25 protein-coding genes and 1 pseudogene are annotated in these 26253 nt (G+C 55.5%); 7 read left to right on the top strand and 19 right to left on the bottom strand.

Features of this window, described 5'->3' with window-relative positions; translation table 11 throughout:
* Window positions 1–60 precede the first annotated feature (60 nt).
* Entirely contained in the window at window positions 61–759 is a 699-nt protein-coding gene (locus PuT2_RS05865; RefSeq protein ID WP_143516112.1) for a response regulator transcription factor, read from the top strand.
* Between the two features lie 97 nt (window positions 760–856).
* On the opposite strand, the gene PuT2_RS05870 is transcribed toward PuT2_RS05865, so the two are convergent.
* From PuT2_RS05870 to PuT2_RS16105, 6 genes and pseudogenes are all read right to left on the bottom strand, one after another.
* Entirely contained in the window at window positions 857–1561 is a 705-nt protein-coding gene (locus PuT2_RS05870; RefSeq protein ID WP_093970133.1) for an ABC-type transport auxiliary lipoprotein family protein, read from the bottom strand.
* Window positions 1558–2478 carry an MlaD family protein gene (locus tag PuT2_RS05875; protein ID WP_093970134.1) on the bottom strand — a complete coding sequence of 307 codons (921 nt, stop codon included), beginning with the start codon at window positions 2476–2478 and terminating at the stop codon, window positions 1558–1560. The genes PuT2_RS05870 and PuT2_RS05875 overlap by 4 nt, the downstream gene beginning before the upstream one ends.
* Window positions 2479–2481: 3 nt before the next feature.
* On the bottom strand, window positions 2482–3267 hold the full coding sequence (locus tag PuT2_RS05880; RefSeq protein ID WP_093970135.1) for an ABC transporter ATP-binding protein: 786 nt from the start codon (window positions 3265–3267) through the stop codon (window positions 2482–2484).
* Window positions 3264–4418 carry an ABC transporter permease gene (locus tag PuT2_RS05885; protein WP_093970136.1) on the bottom strand — a complete coding sequence of 385 codons (1155 nt, stop codon included), beginning with the start codon at window positions 4416–4418 and terminating at the stop codon, window positions 3264–3266. The genes PuT2_RS05880 and PuT2_RS05885 overlap by 4 nt, the downstream gene beginning before the upstream one ends.
* A 30-nt stretch (window positions 4419–4448) precedes the next feature.
* The gene (locus tag PuT2_RS16100; protein WP_254046975.1) at window positions 4449–4955 is read right to left on the bottom strand and encodes an arsenate reductase ArsC; all 507 of its coding nucleotides are present in this window, start codon (window positions 4953–4955) and stop codon (window positions 4449–4451) included.
* Between the two features lie 123 nt (window positions 4956–5078).
* Window positions 5079–5312 (bottom strand): annotated as a pseudogene (locus PuT2_RS16105) (ArsR/SmtB family transcription factor); the annotation flags it as partial.
* 70 nt (window positions 5313–5382) lie between these two features.
* On the opposite strand from PuT2_RS16105, the gene arsC reads away from it, so the two are divergent.
* On the top strand, window positions 5383–5811 hold the full coding sequence (gene arsC, locus PuT2_RS05895) for an arsenate reductase (glutaredoxin) (RefSeq protein WP_093970138.1): 429 nt from the start codon (window positions 5383–5385) through the stop codon (window positions 5809–5811).
* A 5-nt stretch (window positions 5812–5816) separates the two neighbouring features.
* Window positions 5817–6533 carry an arsenical resistance protein ArsH gene (arsH, locus tag PuT2_RS05900; RefSeq protein ID WP_093970139.1) on the top strand — a complete coding sequence of 239 codons (717 nt, stop codon included), beginning with the start codon at window positions 5817–5819 and terminating at the stop codon, window positions 6531–6533.
* Window positions 6534–6561: 28 nt separating this feature from the next.
* Here the strand turns inward: arsH and arsB are convergent, their stop codons facing one another.
* Window positions 6562–7647, bottom strand: a complete 1086-nt coding sequence (arsB, locus tag PuT2_RS05905) for an ACR3 family arsenite efflux transporter (RefSeq protein WP_093970140.1) — start codon at window positions 7645–7647, stop codon at window positions 6562–6564.
* A 200-nt stretch (window positions 7648–7847) separates the two neighbouring features.
* Between arsB and PuT2_RS05910 the strand changes: the two genes are divergently transcribed.
* Window positions 7848–8195 (top strand): metalloregulator ArsR/SmtB family transcription factor, encoded by a 348-nt coding sequence (locus PuT2_RS05910; RefSeq protein ID WP_093970516.1) that lies wholly within the window; start codon window positions 7848–7850, stop codon window positions 8193–8195.
* Between the two features lie 267 nt (window positions 8196–8462).
* Here PuT2_RS05910 and PuT2_RS05915 read toward each other — a convergent pair whose 3' ends face one another.
* The 8 genes from PuT2_RS05915 to PuT2_RS05950 all read right to left on the bottom strand — a co-directional run bounded on the left by PuT2_RS05915 (window position 8463) and on the right by PuT2_RS05950 (window position 19431).
* Window positions 8463–8924: a nucleoside deaminase gene (locus PuT2_RS05915; RefSeq protein WP_093970141.1), complete on the bottom strand. Its 462-nt coding sequence runs from the start codon at window positions 8922–8924 to the stop codon at window positions 8463–8465.
* 178 nt (window positions 8925–9102) lie between these two features.
* The gene (locus tag PuT2_RS05920) at window positions 9103–9588 is read right to left on the bottom strand and encodes a heme-binding protein (protein WP_093970142.1); all 486 of its coding nucleotides are present in this window, start codon (window positions 9586–9588) and stop codon (window positions 9103–9105) included.
* Window positions 9589–9693: 105 nt separating this feature from the next.
* Window positions 9694–10302: a response regulator transcription factor gene (locus PuT2_RS05925; protein ID WP_093970143.1), complete on the bottom strand. Its 609-nt coding sequence runs from the start codon at window positions 10300–10302 to the stop codon at window positions 9694–9696.
* Entirely contained in the window at window positions 10299–11843 is a 1545-nt protein-coding gene (locus tag PuT2_RS05930; RefSeq protein WP_093970144.1) for an ATP-binding protein, read from the bottom strand. Before PuT2_RS05930 ends, PuT2_RS05925 begins: the two co-directional genes overlap by 4 nt.
* A gap of 140 nt (window positions 11844–11983) precedes the next feature.
* Window positions 11984–14578, bottom strand: coding sequence for an EAL domain-containing protein (locus PuT2_RS05935; protein WP_093970145.1), 2595 nt, complete (start codon window positions 14576–14578; stop codon window positions 11984–11986).
* Complete coding sequence (locus PuT2_RS05940; protein ID WP_093970146.1) at window positions 14575–15903, bottom strand: HD domain-containing phosphohydrolase; 1329 nt, start codon at window positions 15901–15903, stop codon at window positions 14575–14577. The genes PuT2_RS05935 and PuT2_RS05940 overlap by 4 nt, the downstream gene beginning before the upstream one ends.
* 14 nt (window positions 15904–15917) lie before the next feature.
* Window positions 15918–17183, bottom strand: coding sequence for an ATP-binding protein (locus PuT2_RS05945; protein ID WP_143516114.1), 1266 nt, complete (start codon window positions 17181–17183; stop codon window positions 15918–15920).
* A 19-nt stretch (window positions 17184–17202) separates the two neighbouring features.
* Entirely contained in the window at window positions 17203–19431 is a 2229-nt protein-coding gene (locus PuT2_RS05950; RefSeq protein ID WP_093970147.1) for a PAS domain S-box protein, read from the bottom strand.
* 268 nt (window positions 19432–19699) lie between these two features.
* On the opposite strand from PuT2_RS05950, the gene PuT2_RS05955 reads away from it, so the two are divergent.
* Window positions 19700–20419, top strand: a complete 720-nt coding sequence (locus PuT2_RS05955; RefSeq protein ID WP_093970148.1) for a Crp/Fnr family transcriptional regulator — start codon at window positions 19700–19702, stop codon at window positions 20417–20419.
* Window positions 20420–20448: 29 nt separating this feature from the next.
* Here PuT2_RS05955 and PuT2_RS05960 read toward each other — a convergent pair whose 3' ends face one another.
* On the bottom strand, window positions 20449–20901 hold the full coding sequence (locus PuT2_RS05960; RefSeq protein ID WP_093970149.1) for an Hsp20/alpha crystallin family protein: 453 nt from the start codon (window positions 20899–20901) through the stop codon (window positions 20449–20451).
* Window positions 20902–21187: 286 nt separating this feature from the next.
* On the opposite strand from PuT2_RS05960, the gene PuT2_RS05965 reads away from it, so the two are divergent.
* Complete coding sequence (locus PuT2_RS05965) at window positions 21188–22342, top strand: ABC transporter substrate-binding protein (RefSeq protein ID WP_093970150.1); 1155 nt, start codon at window positions 21188–21190, stop codon at window positions 22340–22342.
* A gap of 137 nt (window positions 22343–22479) precedes the next feature.
* Window positions 22480–22902, top strand: coding sequence for a universal stress protein (locus tag PuT2_RS05970; protein WP_093970151.1), 423 nt, complete (start codon window positions 22480–22482; stop codon window positions 22900–22902).
* A 14-nt stretch (window positions 22903–22916) separates the two neighbouring features.
* Here PuT2_RS05970 and fumC read toward each other — a convergent pair whose 3' ends face one another.
* Genes fumC through PuT2_RS05985 form a run of 3 tightly spaced genes read right to left on the bottom strand, consistent with a single transcriptional unit; the run spans window position 22917 to window position 26186 of the window.
* On the bottom strand, window positions 22917–24332 hold the full coding sequence (gene fumC, locus PuT2_RS05975) for a class II fumarate hydratase (RefSeq protein ID WP_093970152.1): 1416 nt from the start codon (window positions 24330–24332) through the stop codon (window positions 22917–22919).
* Between the two features lie 32 nt (window positions 24333–24364).
* Window positions 24365–25402: a type I glyceraldehyde-3-phosphate dehydrogenase gene (locus PuT2_RS05980; RefSeq protein WP_093970153.1), complete on the bottom strand. Its 1038-nt coding sequence runs from the start codon at window positions 25400–25402 to the stop codon at window positions 24365–24367.
* A 10-nt stretch (window positions 25403–25412) separates the two neighbouring features.
* Window positions 25413–26186: an SDR family oxidoreductase gene (locus PuT2_RS05985; RefSeq protein WP_093970154.1), complete on the bottom strand. Its 774-nt coding sequence runs from the start codon at window positions 26184–26186 to the stop codon at window positions 25413–25415.
* Between the last annotated feature and the right edge of the window lie 67 nt (window positions 26187–26253).

Here is a 26253-nt window from a genome sequence, read left to right on the forward strand (position 1 = left end):
AACACCTTATTACGTACGGGCGTATTACAGATTCTCACCGACGTCGTGCCAGGCGTGTCATTGCAGGGTTTCGCATACAGCGACCTCGACCGTCATCCCGATCCGGCGTCGTCTTACGACGTATTGTTGCTATCAATCGCCTCCCCCGAACGCCAAACGTCTTTGGTTTTAGCCAGTTTGAAGGCTTTTGCGCCTAAGAAAATAGTGCTTATGGCCGAGGGCCCACCCGATCGCGCCGCCATCGAAAAGTTACCGCCGCAAGTGGTGGGCTACATCGACAAGTCAGCGCCGCCCGAAGTATTTATCGCAACAGTGCGTAGGGTCATCGAAGGCAAACCCGGCTTTCCGTGGCCTATAACTGCAACAGCACACGACCACGTTTCTCCTATCAATGCACCTGTTCGTGAAGTCTTGACCGCGACGAAGCCACAGCAGCCTTCTGCAAGTAGCTTGCATGTGTCGTCTATTTTTGCCTTGGGCGCCGCAGCACGAACGGCACCTGATTCTGAAGTCGACCTGCTGGGTCTGACCCCGCGCCAATACGAGGTGCTGGTCCTGTTGTCGCGCGGGCACGCCCTTAAGTCGGTATCGCGTCTGCTTAATATTTCGCTAGGTACAACCAAAGCCCACACCGAGGCTGTCTACCAGCGTCTTGGCGCCCATAACCGCAACGAAGCCGTTTATATTGCCCGGGCCAAAGGCGCGCGGCTCGAATGGGAGCCTGAACCGGTCAACACCCGGGCCAAATCCATCGCCTGACCGCCGTCAGGCTTTTTTTATCCTTTGATGGTTACTGTTTAAGCTACGCAGCAGGTGTTGCCCTATGTGGGGTCGATCTGCACGTGCCCAAATAGCGCTAATTGCTATGACCCCGGGTTACGTCTGCGCGCAACGTGACGGTCTGGGTTGCCCACTGGGCAACATCCTGACCCAATTGCCGGGTAGCCTCGCCGAAGGTTTCAATTACCGAATCAAATTCGGCATTAGGTACCGGCCTTGAGAGCGCAAAGGACCGGCTTGCAATGACTTTGTTGTCAAAGGTGTCGACCAACGTGGCATCGAAATGAACGAGGACGCGGCGCGGGTTGCTTGCGGCGTCGACCTGAAAGGCATACAGCTCGCCGCCCAACTGATATCGTGCCGATACGTTCGCATCGTCGGTAGTGACCGCTTGCCATTGTTGCTTGCTTTTAAAGGCTTGCGACACGTGGTTTCGCACAAGGCGCGGTACGGCGTCGTACCACCGCACACCTTGGTAAGCCATGACCTGATAGGGCGCCTGCGAAACCAGGATGCGTGTACCGTTCAAGGTTGGGCTTGACGCCGGCGTATTGATACGGATCGATGGGAGTTCTGCCTGGACGGCAGATGACGACCGGCCTAATGCCCCTGTGCCTGGTGTGGTGCTTGGCGCGTTGCTGTTTTGCGACGACGCGCTTGCAGTCAACAGCGGCAATTCGTACACGGTAACGGGCGGCTGTTCGGGAAGCACCGAGCAAGCCGTCAGTGCGCCGGTTGCAAGCGTCATCAAAAACAGAGCCAGGAAACGGTCTCGCATCATGGTGCAACCTCTTTAAGTGATTCAGCACCCAACAGATAGCCTGCAGGGTTGTTATCCAGTTTGCGCAAGTTATTGCGCAGTGCCGCCAGCGTCATGCGCAGTTCTTGCAGTGTTGGCCCCAATTCATTCAAGCCTTGTAGCCCCGTCGACACTGCGCCCTGGTTTGACTGCACCAACTGCGCTACGTTGGCCGCCGCCGCATCGACCGAGGCCAGCGCCGTCCGGGCCTGTTGCATAGAGGCCGTGCCTTCGACGCGAATAAGGCGGTCGGCGGCTTGCAATGTCGTTGTAAATTGCTGCGTTGCCGCGGTCAGCGTATTAAGCAAAGTCTCGATATCGTCTCTGTTATCCGCCAATGCGCCAGATACGGTCTCAAGGTTTTGGATTGTCCGCGTAAAGCTCTCGGCATTCTGCCCAGATAAGAACTTGTTGGCGTTGGTCATCAGTTCGGCCATGCCGGTGAGCAGAGAGTCTCCGTTTTGCATGAACTGGGCAATGGGTGAGGGCGTTGCAATGATTTCGGGGTAATCTTGCCCTGGTTTTGCCTTCAGTAGTGGGCTACCTGGCTGGCCAGAACTAAGTGCGACAACTGAAATGCCGGTAATGCCCGCCAGCATCAACCGCGCACGCGTGTCGGTTTGAATGGGGATGCCGTCTTGAATGGTAATGAGTGCCCTGACATTACGCACATCGTTCGGGTCGAGCGAAAGCGCCGAAACCTCGCCGACTTTAATGCCATTGAACTGAACTGCGCTGCCACGTGACAAGCCTCTCACAGGTTCGTTGAAGATCACCTCATACGTGGCAACGGAGGTGTCTTTACCGTACTTGCCCAACCATAAGGCAGCAATCAACCCGGCAGTAATCACCACCAAGGTAAAAAGTCCTATCAAGACATGATGCGCACGTGGTTCCATAATTCAGGTATCCGTAATTGCCTGTGCAGCGTTCTTGGCCGAACGACCGCGCGGCCCGTGAAAGTAATCTTGTACCCAAGGGTCGTCGCATTGCTCGACTACGGGTAAAGCGTCGGCGACCAGCACCTTGCGTTGCGACAAAACCGCCACGCGATCGCAAATGGTGTAAAGGGTGTCTAGGTCGTGGGTGACTAAAAATACGGTCAAACCCAAGGCATCGCGCAAAGTCAGCAACAACTGATCGAATGCGCCAGCGCCAATGGGGTCCAGGCCAGCAGTGGGCTCGTCAAGAAAAAGAATTTCGGGGTCAAGCGCAAGGGCTCGCGCCAGCGCAGCCCGCTTGATCATGCCGCCCGATAACGACGCCGGGTACTGGTCGGCCGACTTGGCCGGCAAACCAGCCAGACCGATTTTCAGGCGAGCCAGGTGCTCGGCGCGCTGCCGACTCAGACCCAGGTGCTCAATGAGCGGCAGGGCAATGTTCTCTAGTACAGTTAGTGACGAAAAAAGAGCGCCGCGCTGAAACAGCACGCCAAAACGCCGTTGGGTGTGCGTCCGGCTGGCCGTAGGCCCATAGACATCAAGCCCACCCACCTGCACCGAGCCGACTGCCGGGCGTTGAAGCCCGACAATGGTGCGTAACAGCACCGATTTACCCGACCCGGAACCGCCGACCACGCCAAGAATCTCGCCTCTGAACACTTGAAGGTCAAGCGCTTGGTGCACAATGTGACTGCCAAAACGGTTCGTGACGTCTTTGACGTCGATGATGATCTCACGGGACGTCACCAGCCCATCTCCAGAAAGAACATGGCGGCAATTGCATCGACCAGAATGACCACAAAAATGGACTGTACCACCGCCGACGTGGTGTGTTCGCCCAACGACTGCGCACTTCCCTTGACCTTGAAGCCTTCAAGACAACCGATGATGGCAATAAGGTAAGCAAAAATAGGGGCCTTGACCATGCCCAATACAAAATGCCGCAGTTGTATATCGCGCTGGAAAATCGACATGAACATAGACGGTGAAATGTCGAGCGCGAGGGCGCACACCAGCATACCTCCCAATATGCCACTGACCATGCCGATAAATGTGAGCAGGGGGAGGGCAATAAGCAGGGCGATAATGCGCGGCAATACCAGCAGGTTGATCGGGTCTAACCCTGTCATGCGCAAGGCATCGATCTCTTCGTTGCCCTTCATTGAACCTAATTGGGCAGTAAACGCACTGGCGGTGCGCCCGGCCATAAGAATCGCCGTAAGCAGCACGGCAAACTCGCGCAAAAAAGAAAACGCCACCAGGTTGATGGTGAATACCGATGCACCGAAGTCGGCGAGAATTGTGGCGCCCAAAAAGGCGACCACCGCGCCCACCATAAATGTCAGCAGGGCGATGATCGGGACGGCATTGAACCCGGTTTGCTCAAGCTGTGCGACGACTGCCGTAACGCGCCAGGTTCGGGGGCGAAGGCACGTGCGGGCCAGCGCTTCGAAGGTGACGCCCATAAATCCCAGCAGGTCGCGCGCCTGATGCACTGTCTTTTCGACCGAAGCGCCGACACGCGCAAGAACCTCACGAGGTGTCGAAGTGGGTTTGGGCTCGGGCGCGTCGGGCACCTGACTGGAGGCCTGTAGCACAGCGCGCAGCAAGGCCTGTCGCTCGTGCGACAACGCTTCGAACAAGCCAGGTTGGTCACCGACTAGGTCAACCAGCAATTGCGCGCCCGATGTGTCAAGGGCTGTAATACCCGACATGTCGACGACGGAGAGCTCGCTGCCCGCAGCCTGAATTGAGACCAAGCGCGGCTTGTGTTGTACAACGATGTCGTAAAGGTCGTTGTAATGCTCAAGAGTCCAGTCTCCGACTGCGACCAGATACGAGGCCTGGTCGTGCGTTTCGAACTGCAGTTGCGGGGGCTGAGGGGTATGTTGTGTCAATGCGCTACGGGTGGCCCCGGAACGCCGAGGCTATGCTGATACGGGGCGTGAACCAATAGCGGTCAGTTCGTGATGGATCGCCACTTTTTCAAGCTTGTCGATGGGCATGTTAGCAAAAAGCGAGATACGAGTGGAGATCTGTCGAAATATTTTGTCGAATACGACCCGCTTTTGCTCGTCGGTGCCGATGGCGGCAGCCGGGTCTTCAAACCCCCAATGTGCCGAAATGGGGTGCCCAGGCCAAATTGGGCAGACTTCGCCGGCCGCGTTGTCGCATACGGTGATGATGAAGTCCATTTGTGGTGCATCGGGCGTAGCGAACTCGTCCCAGCTTTTACTGCGCAAGGTGCTGGTGTCGTAGCCCAGCGATTTGACCTTTTCGAGCGCAAAGGGGTTGACGCCTTGCCCCGGCATGCTGCCGGCACTGTAGGCCTTGAAGCGGCCATGCCCCATGGTGTTAAGCAGGGCCTCGGCCATAATGCTGCGCGAAGAGTTGTGTGTGCACAGAAAGAGTACGTTGTAAACCTTGTTTGTCATGGTGATTGCGTCAGAGCTAGAAGTACAAGATAAGTCGTCGGCGCACCAGTCCGACGACAGGGAAAGACAAGGGTTACCGTTACAGCAGTTGTCGGTCAGGTAAGACAGCAGGCTGGTCATGGCCACATAACGGGCCGAGTAAAATACAAACCGGCCTTCTTGCCGCGCATCAAGTAAGCCGGCATTCACCAGTTCTTTTAAATGAAAAGACAACGATGACGGCGAATTTTTGGTCAGGCGGGCCAGTTCGCCGGCGGGCAAGCCACCCGGGCCTTTTTGTACCAGTAGGCGGTAAACTTCCAGCCGCGACTCGTGCCCAAGCGCCATTAATGCCTTGACCGCGTCTTTGATATCCATACATTGACTCTTTCTTTTTAATATTTCAATTATAATTGAAATATAGAATCAATCAAACAGGAATCTGATCATGTCGAACGTCACGATTTACCACAACCCCAAATGCGGCACTTCGCGCAATACGCTGGCCCTGATCCGTCATGCTGGCATCGAACCCAATGTGGTGCTGTATCTTGAAACACCGCCAACGCGCGAAACTATCCAAAAAATGGCGGCCGATGCCGGGCTAACGCTACGCGAAGCCATGCGCGAAAAGGGCACGCCTTATGCCGAACTGGGGCTGGACAAGCCGGGGATCTCGGACGCACAGTTGCTTGATGCCATCGAAGCTAACCCAATCCTTCTGAATCGCCCGTTTGTTGTGACAGAAAAGGGTACACGCCTATGCCGTCCGTCAGAAGTTGCTCTGGAAATATTGCCTGCCATGCCAGCTAAACCATTTACCAAAGAAGACGGCACGCCCATGCTCGACGCGCAGGGCCAACTTATTAACAAGTAATAGTCATGGCGTACTACATCCCCGAAGACCTCTCCCTGCCGAATCTGGATGAAGCGCGTTTCCTGCGACCTGATCCCGACCGTTTGCAGGTGACTGATGCCGGCCATCATAAGCCGCGTATTTTGCTGTTGTACGGATCGTTGCGGCCAAGATCATTCAGCCGGTTGTTGGTTGAAGAGGCCGCACGCATTCTTGTGCATTTAGGTGCCGAGGTGCGTATTTACAACCCGGCCAACTTACCGTTGGCCAACAGCGTGCCGCCAGAGCACCCCGAGGTACAGGCATTTCGGGCGCTGTCATTATGGTCTGAGGGGCAAGTGTGGTGCAGTCCGGAAGTCCATGGCAGCGTGACCGGTTTATTCAAGAACCAGATAGACTGGTTGCCACTTGAGGTGGGCAGTATCCGCCCCACGCAGGGTCGCACGCTCGCGGTCATGCAGGTCAGCGGGGGTTCGCAGTCGTTTAATGCAGTAAATTCGCTGCGCGTGCTGGGCCGCTGGATGCGCATGGTGACCATTCCCAACCAGTCATCGGTACCCAAGGCGTATCAAGAGTTCGATGACAACAACCGCATGAAGCCGTCGGCATATTACGACCGGGTTGTTGATGTGATGGAAGAGCTGATGAAGTTTACGCTGCTGACACGCGAGCGGTCAGATTACCTGACCGATCGCTATAGCGAGCGCAAAGCTACCGAAAAAATGGCGGTCGATCAGCTCTAAGGCAAGCAACGCGATTTTTGTGCATGCGTCATCGCTGAACCATTGCCACCCGGTTATACCAGTCGCGGCTACGGTTAATGGTCCGTACCAGCCAGAGCATGACCGGGACTTCTATCAGTACACCCACGACGGTTGCCAGTGCAGCACCCGAATCGAAACCGTACAAAACAATGGCCACGGCTACGGCCAATTCAAAGAAATTTGACGCGCCGATCATGGTCGATGGCCCGGCAACGTCGTGCCGTACTTTCAATTTGCGGTTCCAGACATACCCCAAGCCGGCGATGAACAGGGTTTGCAACAAAATGGGGACGGCCAGAATGGCGATGATGAGCGGTTGCTCGATAATCGCTTGGCCCTGAAATGAGAACAGCAGGACAAGGGTCGCAAGCAGCGCAACGATAGTGTAAGGGCCAATTTTTTCCAAAACACTGGCAAAGCCTTGTTGGCCGCCGCACTTTACCAGCCAGCCGCGTAGCGCCTGGGCAATTGCCAGCGGGATAACGATATACATCACCACCGACAGCGTCAGCGTATCCCAGGGTACCGGAATCGATGAAACGCCCAAAAGCAGAGCAACAATAGGCGCAAACGCAAACACCATGACCAAGTCGTTCAGCGCGACTTGCGTCAGCGTAAAGTTGGCGTTGCCACGGCATAAGTTACTCCATACAAACACCATGGCGGTGCAGGGTGCCGCACCCAGCAAAATCAGCCCGGCCATGTAACTGTCGAGCTCGTCTGCGGGCAACCATGGGGCGAAAACAATTTTGATAAAAAACCAGCCGAACAATGCCATGCTGAAAGGCTTGACGGCCCAATTGACGGCCAGCGTAACGCCCATGCTGGCACGCTGGTCATACACTTCACGCAGGGCGCCAAAGTCAATTTTCATCAGCATGGGGATAATCATGATCCAGATCAGAACACCCACCGGAATATTGACATGCGCGACTTCCATGGCGCCAATGGCCTGCGCTGCGTCTGGCCAGTACAAGCCCAGCAGGGTACCGGCAACAATGCACAAGGCTACCCACACGGTAAGGTAGCGTTCAAAAAAACTAATGGGCGCGCCGGCAGCTTGTTTACCGGCAATTTTGCATTGGCTGGACATGGGTTTCCTTATCGGGTTTGGCTTTATCAAAGCTTGGGCTAGGTAAGCAAAAGCCTTGGACAAGCTTAAGTATGCGGACATCAGTTGAGCACCGATTATATATCTGCTTTTCCGCATATGCGGAATTTAGTTGTTGACGATATACTAAGTAACCCCCAACGTGACCCGTATCTCCTCATAGTCGGTAAATTCTCATCATGATGACAACAACGAATCCGGTGTCTTTTTTTAAGTGCATGAGCGACGAAACCCGCTGCCGGATCATGCTTTTGTTGGCTGCTGAAGGCGAGCTCTGCGTCTGTGATCTCACCGTAGCCCTGGATGAAGGTCAATCGAAAGTGTCTCGTCATCTGGCGCAGTTGCGTAATTGTGGCTTGCTTGAAGACCGGCGAGACGGTCAGTGGGTGTATTACCGAGTGGCTCCAAGTTTGCCCGATTGGGCCACGGCGTTGTTTACTCAGTTACGCACCGCATACGCCCAATGGCTGGCCACCGATGCAGCGCGCTTTAAGCAATCGCGAAAGGAAACCGGCTCGGATTGTTCTTGATGAACACAAACAATGGCATGCAAACCTGGGGTAAAACAGTCATGGAAGGTCATCTGCTTTTACTCTGAATAATTCGCATAATGTATATTATGTAAAGTCACTGAAACGAAGCGCCTGAACATCTCCCACGCGTCCGTGCAGCTAATATTGTTCCCATCAATGTCCAGTCGGACCAGGCCGTCATCCGCGAGGCCTAGCCGACACAGATCGCCAGCAAAGCAAACGAAACCAAGCGGCACGTTAATGTCGAAGGCCAGCGGCCCCACGCTATTGCGGGCGCTTCCAGTACGAATACAGGTCCGCCCTGTCGTCCAGGCGTGCTGGCATATGGTGGATCTTCATTGATTGTTCCGAGCGAGGCTTGGCCAGGTCGGCATAGACCTGCGCCGTGGACAAGCCAAAGGGTTCGCCGTCTTCGTTGGAATAGGCGTAAGTGACGTCCTGGATGCCGGCCATGCGCATGGCAGCCATGCACATAGGGCACGGATGGCCGCTGGCATACACAGAGCAACCCGCCAGCGAAGCCGAACCCAGCGCTTGGCTTGCCGCCCGGATAGCCAGGAGCTCGGCGTGGGCCGTAGGGTCGTTCGTCGTCATGATTTCGTTGACGCCCTGGGCAAGCACTTTGCCATCCTTGACGATCAGTGCTCCGAAGGGGCGCCCGCCTTTGTCGGCATTGGCATAAGCAAGTTCAATAGCCTGCAAGAGAAAATTGGCGTTCTTTTCCATACTGTTAACTCCTTACTAATCTAACGTTCGCCGGCGGAGAGCAAAGCGATTTCCCGCAAGCCCAAACGCAAGCCTCGCCCATCAGGGCGAGGCCAGGTAAAGCAGCTGCCATGCAGAAACTCAAGTGTGCGGCAAGTGGCAAAAACCCAAGCCGGCACGCCGGAGTTTTTCACACGGTTTATTCTGCGCCGATAGCCTTGAGGCCGGCGGCAGCGCAAGCCGCGTCGATATCGCCCGACGGCGCGCCGCCAACACCGATACCAGCCACCAGCGCCTTGCCGAACTTGACCGGCAGGCCGCCAGCCTGAATCACCATGCGTGGGTCCATGTCGCGCAGGCCATCATTGGCGGGCTTGCTAGCGATGAAATCGGCCAGCCCGGCGGTATCGCGGCCCATGCCAGCCGACGTAAAGGCCTTGCCTTCTGCGCTGCTTGCGGTATGAGCACCGGAATTATCGCCCTTGAGCAATACCTTGGTGGAGCCGTCGCGGCCGACGACGGCGACGCTGACGTTATGGCCTTGGTCGCCGCAAGTCTTCAGAGCAACCTGGGCAGCCTGGGTGGCCAACTCCAGAGGCAGGTACGGCGCGGTGGGCAATTGCGTAGCGGCGGAAGCCAGAACGGGGGCAAACAAAAGAGCTGCGATGGAAAGATTGCGAATCATTTTTGTTTCCTTATTAAACAAAACGGTTTGTTGGGTGAACGATTAAAGAATACTGCGCTCAGCATTGCCGCAGTATTCGTAGGCCTCGCACACAACTACGTAGTTCTACGCAGAACCGTTACCCTCGAGCCACAAGCGCGTCAACTCGGCCTGAGACGTCGTACCCAGCTTTCCTCCGATGGCCGCCCGATGCGTATCGACTGTGCGCGGCGAAAGCCCCAGTCCGTCCGCAATTTCTTTGGTGCTAAAACCCTGAGCCACGCGATCGAGGATCTGGCTTTCGCGCGGCGTCAGCGCGGCCAGCAGGCTCAGCGTTTCCGCCCGTTGGGCCAATTGCCGCAAACTGCGGTCAAGCACCTCTTGTCCCTTTTGTATGGCATCGATCAGGTCCTGCTCATCGACGGGCTTGGACAGAAAATCCACTGCGCCATTGCGGAATGCGCGCCGGCAGGCCTCTATGTCTCCATGGCCCGAGATGACAATGGCGGGCCAATCGACGCCCTTTTCAATCAGTTGCTGCTGCATCTTCAGCCCCGAAATCCCTGGCATGCGGATATCCAGGATCAGGCAGCCGGGCTTGAGCTGCGCAACCTGCGCAAGAAACGCCTGGGGATCATTGAAGGCAAAGGCCTTAATCCCGACGGTGGAAAGCAGCAGGATCAGGGCGCGACAAACGGCCTCGTCGTCGTCCACCAGATAGACCGGATGCATCATGGCGCAAGCTTCCTTGAAGAATTCGACGATTTCAGTGTGATCCTGAATGTCGTACCGGGCCCTGCTTCGGCCAGGAATATTTCTCCACCAGCGCGCTCTATCAGGCGCTGGCTAAGTGCCAGACCCAGGCCTGTACCATCAGGTCGGTTCGTCGTAAATGGCGTAAACAGCCTGTCGCGAATCTCGGGCGCAATGCCCGGGCCATTATCGGACACATCAAGCGTCACCCCCGACGCCGACTGCTTCAGGGTAACGGCCACGCGGCCTTGCTCGGGCGCTACCGCCTCGAGCGCATTGCGCACAAGATTGAAGACGACCTGCTCCATTTCCACCGAATCTGCTTTAACCTCCACCTTCGACGCGGGGACGTCGAAATCCAGCCTGACCTTGCGCGCGGCCGCCTGGGGTGCCAGCAAGGCTTGGACATTGCTCAGGGCTTCGCGCAAATCGAACACTGACGCACTTTCAAGCTGGGGTCTCGACCAGTTCCGGAACCGCTCAAGAATAGCGGAAGCCCGCTTGGCCTGCGCGATTGTATCTTCAACTACCGGCGCCAGGTCTTGCCGATCGGCCTCTTCCCGGCCCAACAACCTGCGGCAAGCCTGCACCTGGGCCAAAATCGCGGTCAAGGGCTGGGTGAGCTCGTGGGCAAGGCCGCTGGCCATTTCGCCCAGCGCATTCACGCGCGAAGCGTGCGCCAGACGGGACTCCAACGCGCTCAGGCGGGCCTGCTCTACCGCCGCCCTCGCCCGGGCCCGCTGCCGCCAAGCCGCCAGCACGACCGCATACGCGGCGCTGACCAACAAAAGCGTCAGCACTGTAGGCAGCCACGGCAAAAGATCACTCAAGCCAATGCGCATGCCTGTTTCAAGCAGTAAAGGCTGCGAAGCGCTGGCCAACACTCTGGAAAACCGGACGGTATCCACCGAAAAAGGCCCGCGGCTGACTAGAGGCGGACCGCCGTCCGGCATGGACAGCCGCAAGGCCACACCATGCTCCGACCAGAACGGACTGGCTTCTTCAATGAGTTTGCCCGCATCGATGCCTAGCATCAGGCCGTAACGTGCCTGCGCCGTATTGGGGCTACGCTTGACCAAGATATAGTGATCGGCCCGGCCAGGGTAGGCCAGCAAAGCCAGGCTTGCGTCGGACGTCCTGGCCGCAGCCCGCACAATCCGCGCCAGTTCGGGCGTACGCGGCCCCAGCCCCACAGGTTCTATTCCGGAATCCAGCGGCACAAGCTGCACATCGTCGATACGCGGATAAAACTGCGCAATGGTCGCCGCCACATCAAGAAAAAGGCTGTGACGCACATCGTCCGAAGCAACGGCTATTGCAGACAAAGCGGTCAAGTGGGCATCATGCTGGTCCGCCCGCTGCGATGACAGCCTGAGCAAGACATCAGTTTCTTGCTCCAGCGTGCCAACCAGCGACCGGTATTGCCAGGCCGCCAACGCGCTGCCCGCAAGCAGCAACAAAAAAACCCAGACTGAAATCCGGCAGGCCAGGCTTCTGAAAATCAAAGGGCTATAAGATGTCATCCGTTCCTTACCACTGACGAATCCAATATCTGTTCTGGACTCGATACGACAAGCATCATGAGGCTCTTCATCATAAACGAGGGGCAGCGGTATTCATTAGACTTGTTCTTGGGAAGAATTCGTCATCAAACAACGAGATCTCATACATCAGACACATGCCCGCCCTGTCGGGCAGCCACTTTAAACGCATTAGCCAACTCTTGCCGCAGCTCGGCTTCGTCCCAGGGTTTGGTTAGAAACTTGTAGATTGCGCCGTGGTTGATGGCTTCGGTAACGGATTTAAGATCGGAATAGCCCGACAAAATAATACGCACAGTGCCCGGGTGAATATTTTTGACGCGCCGAAAAAATTCGGTGCCCGTCATTTCGGTGAGCCGTTGGTCAGACAAAATCACTTTAATCGGGTGTGCGGCCAGAATATCAAACGCCTCGCGGGTGGTCGTGGCCTTGTATATGGTGTAGCCGTCACGCCGAAGCAGCCGCTGCAGTGCTCGCAAAATATTTTCTTCGTCGTCCAGCAGCAATAGGGTGCGCTCTTCGTCAACGTCTTCTTGTCGTGTGGGCAAAGCCTCTACCCCACCGTTACGCTGAAGGCGCTCGGCCAAATCCCGAACCGGCATGGGTCGGGCAAACAAGAAGCCCTGAAACTCATCGCAGAAGTTGCGTTTCAAGAACCAGTACTGCGCAGCCGTCTCAACGCCTTCGGCAACAACCTTTAAATTAAGGTGATGCGCCAAGCTGATAATGACTTTGCTAATGGCGGCGTCGTTGCGGTCGCTGGCGATTTCTTTAACGAAAGAACGATCGATTTTGATTTTGTCGACGGGTAGATTTTTCAGATAGCGTAAGCTGGAATAACCCGTGCCGAAGTCGTCTACCGAGATCTTGATACCCAAAGCCTGCAGGTTACGCAGTTTGCTAATGGTGTCATCAACCTGCTCTAACAGTACACCTTCGGTAATTTCAAGTTCAAGGCTATCGGTGGGTAAGTCGTATTTGGACAGCATGTCGGTGACATCGCGGACGAAGTCGGGGCGCTGAAAATGAAGCGGCGATACATTGACAACAAAGGGGAAATCGACAAGCACCTGAGTTTTCAGTTCGCGCAGATTGCGGCAGGCGGCTTCGAGCACCCATTGGCTTAAGGCATGAATCAGCCCTGCTTCCTCGGCCAAAGGTACAAATACAGAAGGTGAAATGTAACCGCGTTCGGGGTGTGGCCAGCGCATTAATGCTTCGGCTCCCATGACGCGGCCCGTGTAACCGTTAACAATAGGCTGATAATGCAATACGAACTGCTCTGTGTCGAGCGCGCGCTGCAGGTCGGCCCGCAAGGCCAACCGCACCTCGACATTACTGCTTAGCTCAGGTGAGTATTCTCGCCAGGTGTTACGCCCAGTACGCTTGGCATAAGTAATGGCCAGGTCTGCTTCACGCAGTAAGTCGGCCGGTTGTGCCAGGGCGCCGTCGGCAAAAGTAATGCCGGCACTGGCCGTCAGGTGTAGCTCTATTGATTCGTGCCGGTAGGGCTTACGAATAGCCGATAGAATCCTTTTAGTGCACTGGATGGCATCGGCTTTGCCGACGCCGACCATCAAAACAATAAATTCGTCGCCCTCAAGACGCGCCACAATGTGACTGGGCTCGACCACATCGCGTATACGGCGTGCCACTTCGGTCAGAATCTGGTCGCCGGCTTGCAAACCTATAGAGTCGTTGATCAGCTTCAAACCATTGAGATCGAATAACAACACGGCAAGGCGTTCGCCCGACGCTTGGCTGCTTTCACTGGCAAAGGTTAAAGCATTCAGAAAACTGCGTTTGTTGGGTAGTGCTGTCAGGTGATCGTGCGACGAAGCGTAGTCGAGCTCTGCCGACCGCTGCATTAAAATGACTGAAATTCGTACCGTCCGGGCCAGTAACCACGTAAAAAAGTAACATACCAAAAACAACAGGTCGGGCAAATAGCGACCCAGCGGCGACACCGTCGAAAACGCGTCTTGTTGCGGCATCAGTTGCCCGAAGAATTCGAAATACATGCGGCGGTCTTGCTCGGCCAGCACAAACCAAACCAAAACGGCGACGCATGTCCCCCCCAGACTGATGACAGTTAAAGGGACGTTTCGTACGGGAATAGCCAAGGGCTTTTGGCTGGCCACTACTACGGCGTAGGCTGCAATCATGCCTAATATGACCCCTATTTTGCTGTATACCCCTGTTGCGTTAATACTTAAGACCGACAAGCCCGAGACATTGAACAGCAAACCCAGCGCCAGCACGCCGACAAGCACCCCACTGACAAAACTGAACTGGCGCCCTTGCATCCCCTTGGACTGCACCAAGCACAACAAAAAGATAGCCGCTGACGCGGCCATCGGGATAAGCACCCATTGCGCATTGAAAAGCCCATTAGCCAAAAGCACACCAAAGGCAGATGCTGCAAGAGGCAGACTAAATTTACGCCATCGGCACAGAGCCACCAGCGACAAGCCGCACAATAGCCAGGCCGCCAACACCCACAACGAAAACAGCGGCGCCATCTGGGCGATGTATGTAGACCAAACACAGTCGGCAATGCCAAATAAGCCAAACCACAACAAGGCTTTACCCGGAATCAGGACGTCGAGACAGCGTACGGTGTCGTCGTTGCGGTCGCCGTGGGCGGCAAATGGCCCACCCCCCGGTCTTGGATTCAGCGTTTCAGTGCCTTGCCGGCCTTGGCCTATGGGCGTCACCCTTCCTGTTCCTCTTCGGCGGGTATGCGGACATAGATGGTATAGCGTGTTTCTTCGTTCTCTTCGAAGTCTTGCAGTTTGCGAATAAGACGCTCGGAAATGACCGCCCCTTCGCGCAACAACAGCATGCCTTCCAAATTATGCAGGTTGCGAGCTATGATCATGCCGGCTTCCAGCGTGTCGGTTTTATGCAAAATGACGTCGGCCGGTTCTTTATGCGCCTCAGCCTCGATTTGCTTGGCCATTTCGACAAAGTCGTAACACAGGGTCGGGTCGTAAAGCCGCCCTGCAAATTTGGGCATGTTGTCGACCACTTCGGCTATCGGCACCTTGCGTGCAAAGACCATCCCCATCTGTATTTCGACGTAGTCAACCGCAAGTTTCAAAATACGCGCGCCCAGCGGAATGTTCTCACCCGTCAGACCGTCAGGAAAACCTGCGCCGTCCCAGCGTTCTTGATGGTGCCGGATGATAATGGCGGCGTCATGAACCGGTTCGAGCGCCATGAGCAAGCGCTCTCCGGTTTGTGGGTAATCGCGATAACGCAAACGCTGGTCGCGATCCATGAGTTCAGGCGGCAAAGCAATAAGCGGGTCGTTCCAGGTAAGTTTGCCCACGTTGTACAACGCGGCAGCCATGACGACGTCGTCGGTAAACTTCTGCGGGTATGCTTTAAGTTTGCAAAACGCACGGACCAACTCGATGATTTCGCGATTGGTATGGCGGCTTCGCGGCAGACGCTGACTTAACAACGACGAAAACACTTCGGTGGCCGTGACGTAGGCGTGTTTCAGCGCCCGATGGGCGTCTGTCAGCATTTCGGCTGTACGCGTCAGCTCTTCGGTACGCAAGGCCACGCGGGCCTCGAGTTGCCCGTTGGCTTCTTGCAAGGCCTTGTTTTGCAGTTGGGTAAGCTGCTGCAATCGTGCGCGGTCGCGCTGCAAATACTGATGGGCCAACGCCTGGTCTATCGACCTCATCAGGTCGTCGGTATCCCAGGGCTTGGCAATGTACCTGAATATCTTGCCTTCGTTAATGGCTTTGATGGTTTGCGCGTTGTCTTCGTAGCCTGTTAACAGTATGCGCATCACGTCGGGCCAGCGATGTTCGATTTCTCCCAGCAATGTGGGGCCATCCATGCCTGGCATACGGCTATCAGAAATGATCAGGTCGATGGATTCGCGCTGGAGTACGTCGAGTGCCGCAACGCCGCTTGTTGCAGAGTGGATTTGAAACGCCTGACTGCGCAACGCCCGAATCAGACTGCTGATGACATTGGGTTCATCATCGACAATGAGGAGTCGGGCTTCTGTGGGGTGGGACATTGCAATATCCTCTTTTACGATGCCGGCAAGGCTTCGGGGTTAACAGGCAACCAGACCCGTAATGTCGCACCCATTCCGGGCGTTGAAACAACGTCGATACGGCCATGATGCTTTTTGACAATGTTGAACGAGAGTGAAAGGCCTAATCCAGTGCCCAACCCTGCGGGCTTGGTAGTGAAGAAAGGGTCGAACATGCGCCGTTGTATGTCGGGCGTAATACCAACGCCAGTGTCTTCAATCTCGAACCAGACCCAAGCACTTTCGTGGCCGGATCTTATGGTGATTGTGCCAGAATTCGTAATGGCCTGAAGTGCGTTCATAAGCAAATTCATGACCACCTGATTAATTTGAGACACACTGCATATAACGTTGGGTATATCACCCAATTCGGTTACGACGTTCGCCTTGTACTTGATCTCGTTGCCAGCAACCAGTAATGTCGATTTGATGCCGTCGTTCAGGTTGGCCGAACGCATCGTGTCGTCGTCGGCATACGAAAAATACTTGAGCGCAGCAATGATGTTTTTGACCCGCTCCACCCCCTCTTCCGACTCGCTGATCAGGTCTTCGATATCGTTACGGATGTAGTCGTATTCGAGCGTACGCTTGAGCTGACGCAAATCGTCTATGGCATTGACATGCTCAATGGCATCAATAATTTTCAACATGTCTTGCATATATGACTCGAGGGTCTTCAGGTTTGAAAACACATAGCCCATGGGGTTGTTGATTTCGTGGGCTACCCCTGCCGCCAGTTGCCCTACCCCGGCCATTTTTTCATTTTGCATGAGCTGGGCGGTGGTGTGTTCGAGCTGACACAGCAGCGCCGCATGGCGTTCTAGCTGAACGCGCTGCAGTTGCTGGACAACGCGGGCGTAGTCGCGATGGTGTTTTGTACCGTCATTCTGGTCGTAAAAGAAAAGTGCATAACTGGGCTCGCCCTGTGCCGTTTCGTGGGGAAAGCATAATAATGAGTCGAGCCGGCCGCGCGGTGTCGTAATATGCAACACGAAGACATCGGGCAAATCGAGCACCTTGAACGACGACGATACCTGACCAATATAAGACGGCTTGGGCGCACCGGCCGCCGGACCAAACGGCCAGCCTTGGGCTAATACCTCTGGGTACAAGTGCTCAAACGGCATGCCGGCCACTGCGCTGAGCGTGTGACCACTCCAATCGGCCATCCAGCGGTTGATATGCAAGATGACGCCATTGGCGTCGACTACAACAACCGCCAGCGGCGTGTTTATATCGAGCACATAGTCGAGATCCTGCATATGGACCGCCTACCGCTATTTAAACGGGTGTAGCTGTGTCGTCGCGTGTTGCCTTCTTCATACGATACAGGCCTTCGTCGGCCTGCTGAAGCAGTGTGGGCATGTCTAGCCCGTCTTGGGGATAGTAGGCAATGCCCAGACTGGCGCCAATACCGACGGTCTGATCGCCAATGATAAACGGTTCGAGCATGGCACGACGAATCTTTTCGAGAACCGTTTTACCGCCCTCTTCTTCGGCGACTTCGGGCAACAGCAATACAAATTCGTCGCCGCCGATGCGAGCGACGGTATCGGAGGCGCGAACGCACAAACACAGCCGTTCGGCGACCTGTTTTAGCAATTCGTCGCCGAACACATGCCCGTAAGTATCATTGATGGCTTTGAAACGGTCGAGATCGACAAAGACCAGCGCCAGTATGGTGTCGTGGCGCTCGGCCTGCAGCAACGCCCGATTACCCCGCTCGATCAGCAAGCTGCGGTTGGCTACACCCGTAAGGTCGTCGTGCCAGGCCATTTGCTGCAACTGCATTTCGTATTCTTTCTGGCGTGAAATGTCGGAAAACACGCCCACATAATGCTTGACCCGTTGGGTATGAGGGTCACGTATAGCGCTAAGTGTGAGTACTGTTGGGATAATCTGACCATCGGCTCGCTTGGCCCAGGCTTCGCCCTTCCATTGGCCGTCGGTCTCGACCGTACCCACGGCATTGCGGAAGAATGCCTTGTCGTGCCGGCCGGACGGTTTATGGATAAGGCCCAAAAACCATTGGCCGCCGGCTTGCTCTTTGGTGTAACCGGTAATTTGCGTAAAGGCCGGGTTGACCGACATGACGTTACCCCGGTGGTCCATGAGCACCAAGGCGTCGCCAGCATGTTCGACAGCCGCTACTGTCAAGCGCAAGCTTTCTTCAAGCAGCTTCTGGCAGGTAATGTCGATCCACTGCCCCAACAAGCAACGTTGGCCGTTGAAATCAATAATTTCAAGGTTAATGAGCAAATAAGACTCTTTACCGTTGATTTCGGTGTGCAGTTCGAAGTCGCGCACTCGGCCTTGCTCATGTACTTGCGTAATGAGTTCGTTACGGCAGCGATTAGGCGGCCATAGTCGCAGCTCGCAGGTGGTGCGCCCTACAATCTGTTCAAGCTGTAAACCCATGACACGCATCATCTCGTCGTTGGCGTCGAGACACAGGCCAGTGTCGTAGCTGGTGATCAAGCTGGGAATAGGACTGTTGCGAAAGGCGATTTCCCATCGCTGCTCCGACTGCCGAGCGCGTTCGGCCGCCTGCTTTTGTTCGGTAATGTCTTGAATGGTCCCGGTAATGCGTACTGGCTTGCCGGAAATATCAAACCGCCCCTGGGCTTGCACCAGCACATGACGGAAGCGCCCGTCTTTGGCTATAACTCGGTGCTCGACGGTGACAATGGGATGCTCCTGGCGCTGGGCCCCGGCAAGCATGGTTTGCAGGTGCACCTGGTCTTCGGGCGGCACTATCGCGTACAGCGCGTGTAAATCGCGCGGCAACGACTCGGGGGTTAAGCCTAGCACTGCGGCGGTATCAAGGTTGCCATGCAACTGCAGGTTGACCAGATTCAGTTCCCAATAAGCCATGCGAGCAATGCGATGGGCTTCGGCCAGTTTGGCGTTATTGTCGTAAAGTTGCTGCTCGAGATGGCGCGCTTCAATGAACTGGCCGATATCGCTGCTTAATGCCTGAAACAGGCCCAGCGCATGGGCGCTGCAAACCCGAGGACTGCGACTGAAAAGTTCGAGCACACCATAGATTTTGTCGCCCACCCTAAGCGGTAACCCCATGCCAGACGTCAGCCCAAGCACCATGGCCTCGCGATTTCGAGCCCATGCGACATTAGGCGCAATTTGCTCGATGAATATCAATGCCCCCCGCTTTTGCGTTTGGTGAGCTAAACAAGCGTCTAGGTCGAGCTTGGGGTCTTGGGTAACCTGCAAGAAGTTAGCAGCGTCCAGCGCAGGGTGATGCCAGGCGCACTGGAACTTGATACCGCCCGGGGTATGTAACCACATGATGCCCAGATCCCAGCCATCGCCGCGTACCACGCGTTCGAGGGTGCTGCTTAAGCCCTGTCGCAAACCGTGCGCGCCCGAAAGCGCCTGCACGACGTCGTAAAGCAGTTGCAAGCCTTCGTTTGATGGCGCACGACCAAGCTGCGCAATGGCTTCGGCACCCAGAGCGTGTTCTTGGACTTGATCGGGCGGGGCATTAACCATTTATGTTCCAGTAATGTGGCGCAAAGCAAGCCATAGCTATAGGTGTCGCTGAGCCCTTGCTGATGACAAAACTTATAGCATAGGTTGCTTTAGGCGCAATCGCAACAATTTGTTAAACGCATCGAACCCCATCTAGGGCAAACCCTTAGATTGGATTGGCCCCCGTCAAATGGCTTACTTTGTATCGTAAGCGAGCCCTGGCCTTTATACTGCACGCAACGCGTACTGCAAGGGTCGCAAGCTGTCGTTTGCCCGCCCGGGAGAGCTCATGTACAGCCTTGAAAATACCGCAGCCCCGCCCATCATCCTTTCGCTGCTGCAATGCTTGGCGCCGACTCAAAGCGCCCAACAGGTGGTGGGTTCAAATATTCAGGCCGTCAACACGATACCAAGTCATGCCTTCGCACTGAAAAGGTTGCGACCTCGCCAAGTGCTGTTCAGGGAGGGGCAACCATTCAACAACATTTATCTTGTACGTACCGGCTACCTTAAAACGGTACGTCACACCGACACCACCCACGAACGCGTATTGCATTTTCCAATGATGCTTGATTGGGTGGGATTGGAAGGCATAGGGCTGGGTAATCATGGTTACGATGCCATTGCCCTTACGCACACAGAATTAGTTACCCTCCCCTTCAACGGTTTGTTGAATGTGGCTCGACAAGATCCAAAGTTGGAGCGCACGCTCTATGAAGCGTTTAGTCTGGCTCAAAGCGCTCACGAGCGCGACGCCGATTTGATGGCAGTTGTCGGGGCCGAGCAACGCGTGGGCCGATTTCTGGCGCTGCAGGCGCATCGTCATGCCCGGCGCGGGTTGCCTGCCTCGGCTTTTGCGCTGCCCATGACACGCAAAGACATTGGCGCCTTTCTGGGGCTAAGCCTGGAAACGGTATCCCGTGCGCTATCGGCACTAGACGCGCGCGGCACGATTTGCGTCGACCGACGCACCATCCATATTATTCACGCACATCACCTTGCCAAATAACAATCAGCGTCGTACGAAGGTGCTGCTTGTTAGTCGATGCTCAGGGTTTTAGCGCCATTGCCGCCAGCTTTTTTAGGCAGGGTCAGCTCAAGCACGCCGTCTCGGTAACGCGCGCTGGCCTTGCCTTGGTCAATATCGTGCGCCAATGTAAAGCTGCGCATCTGTTCGCCAAAATAGCGTTCGCGACGCACCACTTTTTCATCTTTTTTCTCTTCCTTTTCCTGGCGTACCTGGGCCGAAATACTGACTTGGTTCCCGTCAATGCTGACTTTGATGTCGTCTTTTTTTACACCCGGTATTTCAGCTTTAATGCGATAAGCGTCGTCGCTTTCAGCCACATCCATCCGAATGGCAGGCTCGGCGTCAAACGTTTGCAAGCTAGGCCTGAAGCGAAAGTCGTTAAAGAAGGTTTCGAGATTTCGAAACGGCTCGAAACGGGCCAGGTCATTGAAGGAACTGATGGGGGTTAATTTGTTGGCCATGGTGAGAAGCCTCCGGTTAGACAAAGACGATAAAGACAACTGGACTTGAACTGCACCAAATCATCGTAGTGATGCTCGCTGCAGCAATGTTTGACGCTCATCAAATTTCCAGGCTCCGCCAAACGGCTACGGTAATTGCGTCTGGCCTGAAAGCCTGGCCCCTTCGCCCAAACCTTCCTTTTCTTCTCGCCCTGTTTGCCGCCCCTGGTTGGCTGCGCGCCTTGACCGCATAAAAATTTATCCGTAGAGTTCAGACTCCACCGAAAACAATATCAACGGAGACACTATGAAATTCACCCGTAAACTGGCCTCGCTGGCCGTCGCCGGCACGCTTGTTTCTTTCTCGCTGGCCGCCCATGCCGACATCAACGTCGGTATTTCTTTGTCCAGCACTGGTCCGGCCGCAGCGCTGGGTGTACCCGAACGCAATACCGTCCCGCTCTTCCCCACCGAAATCGCGGGCCAAAAGGTTAATTACATCGTGCTCGACGATGCGACCGATGCTTCACAAGCCGGTAAAAATGCACGCAAGCTCGTCACTGAAGACAAGGTCGATATTTTGTTCGGCTCCTCTGCCACTCCCACTAGCGTGGCCATGGCCGAAATCGCCAACGAGTACCAGGTGCCTCAAATTGCAGTCGCACCCCTTGATCTGCCCGCCGACAAAGACAAATGGGTATTCCGTTCACCCCAGCACGTACGCCTTATGGCGGGCGCACTGGTCGACCACATGAAAGCCAACGGCGTAAAACGTCTGGGCTTCATTGGTTACGCCGATGCTTACGGCGAAATCTGGCTGAAAGAAACCAAGCCTCTGGCCGAAGCCGCCGGCATCAAAGTGGAAGACGTCGAGCGCTTTAACCGCAACGACACCAGCGTGACGGGTCAGGCCGTGAAACTGGTGGCTGCCAAGCCCGATGCCATACTGGTGGTCGCTTCGGGCACGCCCTCAGTCTTGCCCCAGGTCACACTGCAAGAGCGCGGTTTCAAAGGTCAAATCTATCAAACCCACGGCACGGCAACCAAAGAATTCATCCGGGTAGGTGGTAAAGCCGTCGAGGGCACTATTTTGCCCGTTGGTCCAGTTGTCGTCGCCAGTCAGTTGCCCGACTCGCACCCGTCCAAGCAAGCGGGTATCGACTACACCCGTCGTTACGAAGAAAAATACGGTGCGGGTTCCTTCTCTTCGTTCGGCGCGCAAATTTACGACGCCTATTTGTTGCTGGAAGCCGCCGTTCCGGTGGCACTGAAATCGGCCAAGCCAGGTACACAAGAATTCCGTGCCGCCCTGCGCGATGCGCTTGAGCAGTCAAAAGAAGTCGTCGGGCTGCATGGTGTTTTCAATATGACACCCACCGATCACTTCGGCCACGACGAGCGTGCACGCATGCTGATTCGTGTTGAAAACGGTGATTGGAAACTGATCTCCGACAACAAGTAAACTGGGCTTTTCCGCCGGCGGGCGTGCCTTCGGGTACGCCCGTTTTTATTTGGCATCCATAGGCTTGGGCAAGATAGCGTCCTTTCTGGGTAGCCCTACTATAAAATGATAGCCATCACTTATTTTCAGAGGTCAAAATGAATACGATTCTGGTGCCCGTCGACGGTTCGCAACACGCTTTACATGCCGTCAAGGCGGCCATTACTGCGGCAGGTAAAACCGGCGCCAGTCTTTACGTCATCACCGTGCAGGCACCCGTATTTACTTCAAACGTCAAACGTTTTGTAGCCCCCGAAACTATCGACGAGTACTACCACGACGAGGGTGAAAAGGCCCTGAAAGACGTGCGCGAATTGCTGAATACCGAGGGTGTGGCAGCCAGTGTCGAAATTATGGTCGGCCCGGTGGCCGAAACCGTGGTCGAATATGCGCAAAAGCACGGCTGCGACCTGATTATTATGGGCACGCGGGGTATGGGTGCAGTGTCAAACCTGGTGTTGGGTTCTGTGGCTACCAAAGTTATCAGCTTAAGCCCGGTACCGGTAATGCTGGTCAAGTAAGCCAGGTAAGCCGGCTAGCCCGCATAGCGCGTGTTTTCGGGCCCGGTCATTGCTGCCGGGTCTACCCACTGATCGTACTGGCTGGCCGTTAAGTATCCCAATGCCAATGCGGCTGCGCGTAAAGTGGTCGATTCGGCATGTGCCTTTTTCGCGATGGCGGCGGCCTTGTCGTAACCAATGTGGGGGTTAAGGGCCGTGACCAGCATTAAATTTTGCGACAGATTGTGCTCGATACGACCCATATCGGGTACAAGCCCTGCAGCGCAATGCGCATTAAACGTCTGGCACGCATCACCCAGCAATTGAACGCTTTCAAGCACGTTGTGCACCATGACTGGCTTGTACACATTAAGCTGGAAATTACCCTGTGTACCAGCAAAGGCCGTTGCCGCATCATTGCCAAACACTTGCACGCACACCATCGTCAAGGCCTCGCATTGGGTGGGGTTGACCTTGCCGGGCATAATCGAAGACCCTGGCTCATTTTCCGGGATTTGAAGTTCGCCAATGCCGCAACGCGGGCCGCTGGCCAGCCAGCGCACGTCATTGGCCATTTTCATCAGACCACCGGCCAGCGTGCGTAGCGCGGCCGATACGTCAACCAGCGCGTCGTGTGCTGCCAATGCAAAAAACTTGTTAGGTGCCGACCTGAAGGGCAACCCGGTTTCCTGGGCAATATATGCTGCGGCCCGATTGCCGAATTCGGGGTGAGCATTCAAGCCTGTACCGGTTGCTGTACCGCCAATGGCCAAATCATAAATACCTTCAAGTGCACGGCTAACCGCCGCAAGGCCGAAATCGATTTGTGTGACCCATTGGCCTACCTCTTGCCCCAAGGTAATAGGTGTGGCGTCTTGCAGGTGTGTACGGCCAGTTTTTACGATGTCTTTAAATTCGGCAGATTTTTCTGCCAGCGTATTGCGCAGGCCTTGAACCGACGGGATCAAGTGCATGGTTACTTCACACGCCACGGCAATGTGCATGGCGGTCGGAAATGTGTCGTTAGACGACTGCCCTCGATTGACGTGATCGTTAGGGTGAACGGGATGCTTGCCGCCGCGCACCGCGCCAGCAATTTCGTTGGCGCGACTGGCAATAACCTCGTTGGCATTCATATTTGATTGCGTGCCCGAGCCCGTTTGAAAAACCACCAACGGGAATTCGGCGTCGAGCCTGCCCTGCACGACCTCGTCGGCAGCCTGTACAACGAGCTGGGCAATATCAGGCGACAACTCGCCCAAGACAGCATTAGCCTGCGCTGCCGACTTCTTAAGCACACCCAGGGCGCGAATAATAGACGCCGGCCAAACAAACCGCTGCACGCCAATTGGAAAGTGTTCGATAGAGCGCTGGGTTTGTGCCCCCCAATAGTGGGCCTCAGGGACCTTGATTTCGCCCATGCTGTCGGTTTCGATGCGGTACTTGGTCATGATGCCCCCTGATGTTGAACTGCCTGCTGAGGTTACCCCGGGTTCTGCAAGCGCTTTGCCCACCATTGCAGGGTATCGAGCAAACGGTTGGCAAAGCCCCATTCATTATCAAACCACACAAACAAATTGGCAAAGCGCCCGCCATTCAGCCGGGTTTGACTGGTGTCGATAATGGCCGAATGTCGATTATGGTTGAAGTCTATAGAGGCGTGCGGATGGTTGGAACAGTCGATCAGACCCGGCAGGGTTGAGGAAAACAGCTCGAAATGCCGATTCAGTGCAGCAACGTCGGTAACCGATTGCAATGTGACCATCAAGTCGATGGCAGAGACGTTCAGCGTGGGAACCCGGATGGCTTTTGCCTGGACTTTGCCGCCGAGCTCGGGTAACAAGCGCTCTACCCCCTTGGCGAGCCCCGTAGACACAGGCACGATGGACTGCATGGCCGAACGCGTCCGTCGGAGGTCGGTATGGTGGTAGCCATCGATAAGCGGCTGATCGTTCATGACCGAATGCAGCGTAGTTAAAAATGCGTGTTCTATTCCCCAGTGCTGATCGAGTTGCTGCAATACAGGCACAATGGCGTTGGTGGTGCACGAGGCGTTAGACACCAGTTGTTCGGGCCCTTGCAACTGCTTGTGGTTCACACCGTAAACAACCGTGCAATCGACGTCGGTAGCGCTATTTGCCGGGTGCGACAACAATAAACGCGGGCAACCCGCATGTATAAAGCGCATCAGGTCGCCTCGCGTACCGTATTGCCCCGAACACTCAACAACCAGGTCAACATCGTGCGCTCGCCAATCTACGGATTCGGGCTGACGCTCGTGTGTTACGGCAATATCGGTGCCATTGACGCGTAAACCCAAGGGGCCAACATCGACCTGCCCCGGAAAAATACCGTGTGTCGAATCGTAGCGCGACAAATAAACCATACTGTCCAGATCAGACGGCTCGTTGATAAGGACGATTTGAAATATGGACTCAAGGCGCGACTCGTAAAGCGCGCGCAAAAAACTGCGACCGATCCGGCCATAGCCATTGATGGCAATGCGTAATACCTGAGACATTGAGATTCAACTAAAAAGTGACTGAAAAACCACCATCGACGACCAGCACATGGCCATTGACGTACGACGCACTTGGCGAGGCCAGGAACACCGCCGCGCCGGCGATCTCGCCGGGCTGCGCCCAGCGGCCCAACGGGTTGCGCCCCACCACAACAGGGCCCCGAACCGGGTCTGCTGCCAGTTCGCGATTGCTTTCTGTAGCAAAGGTACCCGGGGCAATGCCATTGCTGGTGACACCGTAGGGCCCGTATTCGACGGCAAGGCTATGTACCATGCCTTGCAGCCCAAGCTTGGCAATGGGGTAAATAGCGTCGCCCGGGCGCGCTAACGGGCCGGCAATAGAAGTTAACGTAATAATGCGACCGCCCTGCGCCGGCTTAGCCATCATGCCGGCGGCAGCCAGCTTCGATAAATGAATGGCCGCAACCAAATTGACTTGCATCATCTGGGCAATGTCATCAAGGGTTGAGGCCCCCAGCGACTTGCGTATGCGAATGCCAACGTTATTGACCAAAATGTCGGGCGTGCCCACCTGCACCTGCAACTGCTCGTAGGCCTGACGCTGCCCTTGCAAATCGGCAATATCTTGTACCCAGCCCTGGGCCTGAAAACCCGCACTGCGGATGCGGGCAACAGCGGCCTCGACCCGCGCAATATCACGCCCATTAATAATCACGGTTGCGCCACTGGCAGCGTATGCGCAGGCAATGGCGTAGCCCAGGCCCTGAGTAGAACCCGTAACGAGTGCAAGTTTATTGTTCAAAGAAAAGTCGGGCGCATGCATAATGTGCAAACCTGCAGAAGGTGGCCGTTTTATCGGCCAAAATTACTGTGTCACCCACAGCAAAAAA

Source organism: Pusillimonas sp. T2, assembly GCF_002236805.1.
GTDB lineage: Bacteria > Pseudomonadota > Gammaproteobacteria > Burkholderiales > Burkholderiaceae_B > Neopusillimonas.

Excerpts from the sequence above, each read along its gene's own strand:
- PuT2_RS05985 (WP_093970154.1), bottom strand. The coding sequence starts at position 26,186 with ATGCATGCGCCCGACTTTTCTTTGAACAATAAACTTGCACTCGTTACG.
- PuT2_RS05945 (WP_143516114.1), bottom strand. The coding sequence starts at position 17,183 with ATGCAGGATCTCGACTATGTGCTCGATATAAACACGCCGCTGGCGGTT.
- PuT2_RS05915 (WP_093970141.1), bottom strand. The coding sequence starts at position 8,924 with ATGGAAAAGAACGCCAATTTTCTCTTGCAGGCTATTGAACTTGCTTAT.
- PuT2_RS05960 (WP_093970149.1), bottom strand. The coding sequence starts at position 20,901 with ATGGCCAACAAATTAACCCCCATCAGTTCCTTCAATGACCTGGCCCGT.
- PuT2_RS05870 (WP_093970133.1), bottom strand. The coding sequence starts at position 1,561 with ATGATGCGAGACCGTTTCCTGGCTCTGTTTTTGATGACGCTTGCAACC.
- fumC (WP_093970152.1), bottom strand. The coding sequence starts at position 24,332 with ATGACCAAGTACCGCATCGAAACCGACAGCATGGGCGAAATCAAGGTC.
- PuT2_RS05925 (WP_093970143.1), bottom strand. The coding sequence starts at position 10,302 with ATGATGCATCCGGTCTATCTGGTGGACGACGACGAGGCCGTTTGTCGC.
- PuT2_RS05965 (WP_093970150.1), top strand. The coding sequence starts at position 21,188 with ATGAAATTCACCCGTAAACTGGCCTCGCTGGCCGTCGCCGGCACGCTT.
- PuT2_RS05955 (WP_093970148.1), top strand. The coding sequence starts at position 19,700 with ATGTACAGCCTTGAAAATACCGCAGCCCCGCCCATCATCCTTTCGCTG.
- PuT2_RS05920 (WP_093970142.1), bottom strand. The coding sequence starts at position 9,588 with ATGATTCGCAATCTTTCCATCGCAGCTCTTTTGTTTGCCCCCGTTCTG.
- PuT2_RS05980 (WP_093970153.1), bottom strand. The coding sequence starts at position 25,402 with ATGTCTCAGGTATTACGCATTGCCATCAATGGCTATGGCCGGATCGGT.
- arsC (WP_093970138.1), top strand. The coding sequence starts at position 5,383 with ATGTCGAACGTCACGATTTACCACAACCCCAAATGCGGCACTTCGCGC.
- arsB (WP_093970140.1), bottom strand. The coding sequence starts at position 7,647 with ATGTCCAGCCAATGCAAAATTGCCGGTAAACAAGCTGCCGGCGCGCCC.
- PuT2_RS16100 (WP_254046975.1), bottom strand. The coding sequence starts at position 4,955 with ATGACAAACAAGGTTTACAACGTACTCTTTCTGTGCACACACAACTCT.
- PuT2_RS05930 (WP_093970144.1), bottom strand. The coding sequence starts at position 11,843 with ATGACATCTTATAGCCCTTTGATTTTCAGAAGCCTGGCCTGCCGGATT.
- PuT2_RS05875 (WP_093970134.1), bottom strand. The coding sequence starts at position 2,478 with ATGGAACCACGTGCGCATCATGTCTTGATAGGACTTTTTACCTTGGTG.
- PuT2_RS05940 (WP_093970146.1), bottom strand. The coding sequence starts at position 15,903 with ATGTCCCACCCCACAGAAGCCCGACTCCTCATTGTCGATGATGAACCC.
- PuT2_RS05910 (WP_093970516.1), top strand. The coding sequence starts at position 7,848 with ATGACAACAACGAATCCGGTGTCTTTTTTTAAGTGCATGAGCGACGAA.
- PuT2_RS05950 (WP_093970147.1), bottom strand. The coding sequence starts at position 19,431 with ATGGTTAATGCCCCGCCCGATCAAGTCCAAGAACACGCTCTGGGTGCC.
- arsH (WP_093970139.1), top strand. The coding sequence starts at position 5,817 with ATGGCGTACTACATCCCCGAAGACCTCTCCCTGCCGAATCTGGATGAA.
- PuT2_RS05970 (WP_093970151.1), top strand. The coding sequence starts at position 22,480 with ATGAATACGATTCTGGTGCCCGTCGACGGTTCGCAACACGCTTTACAT.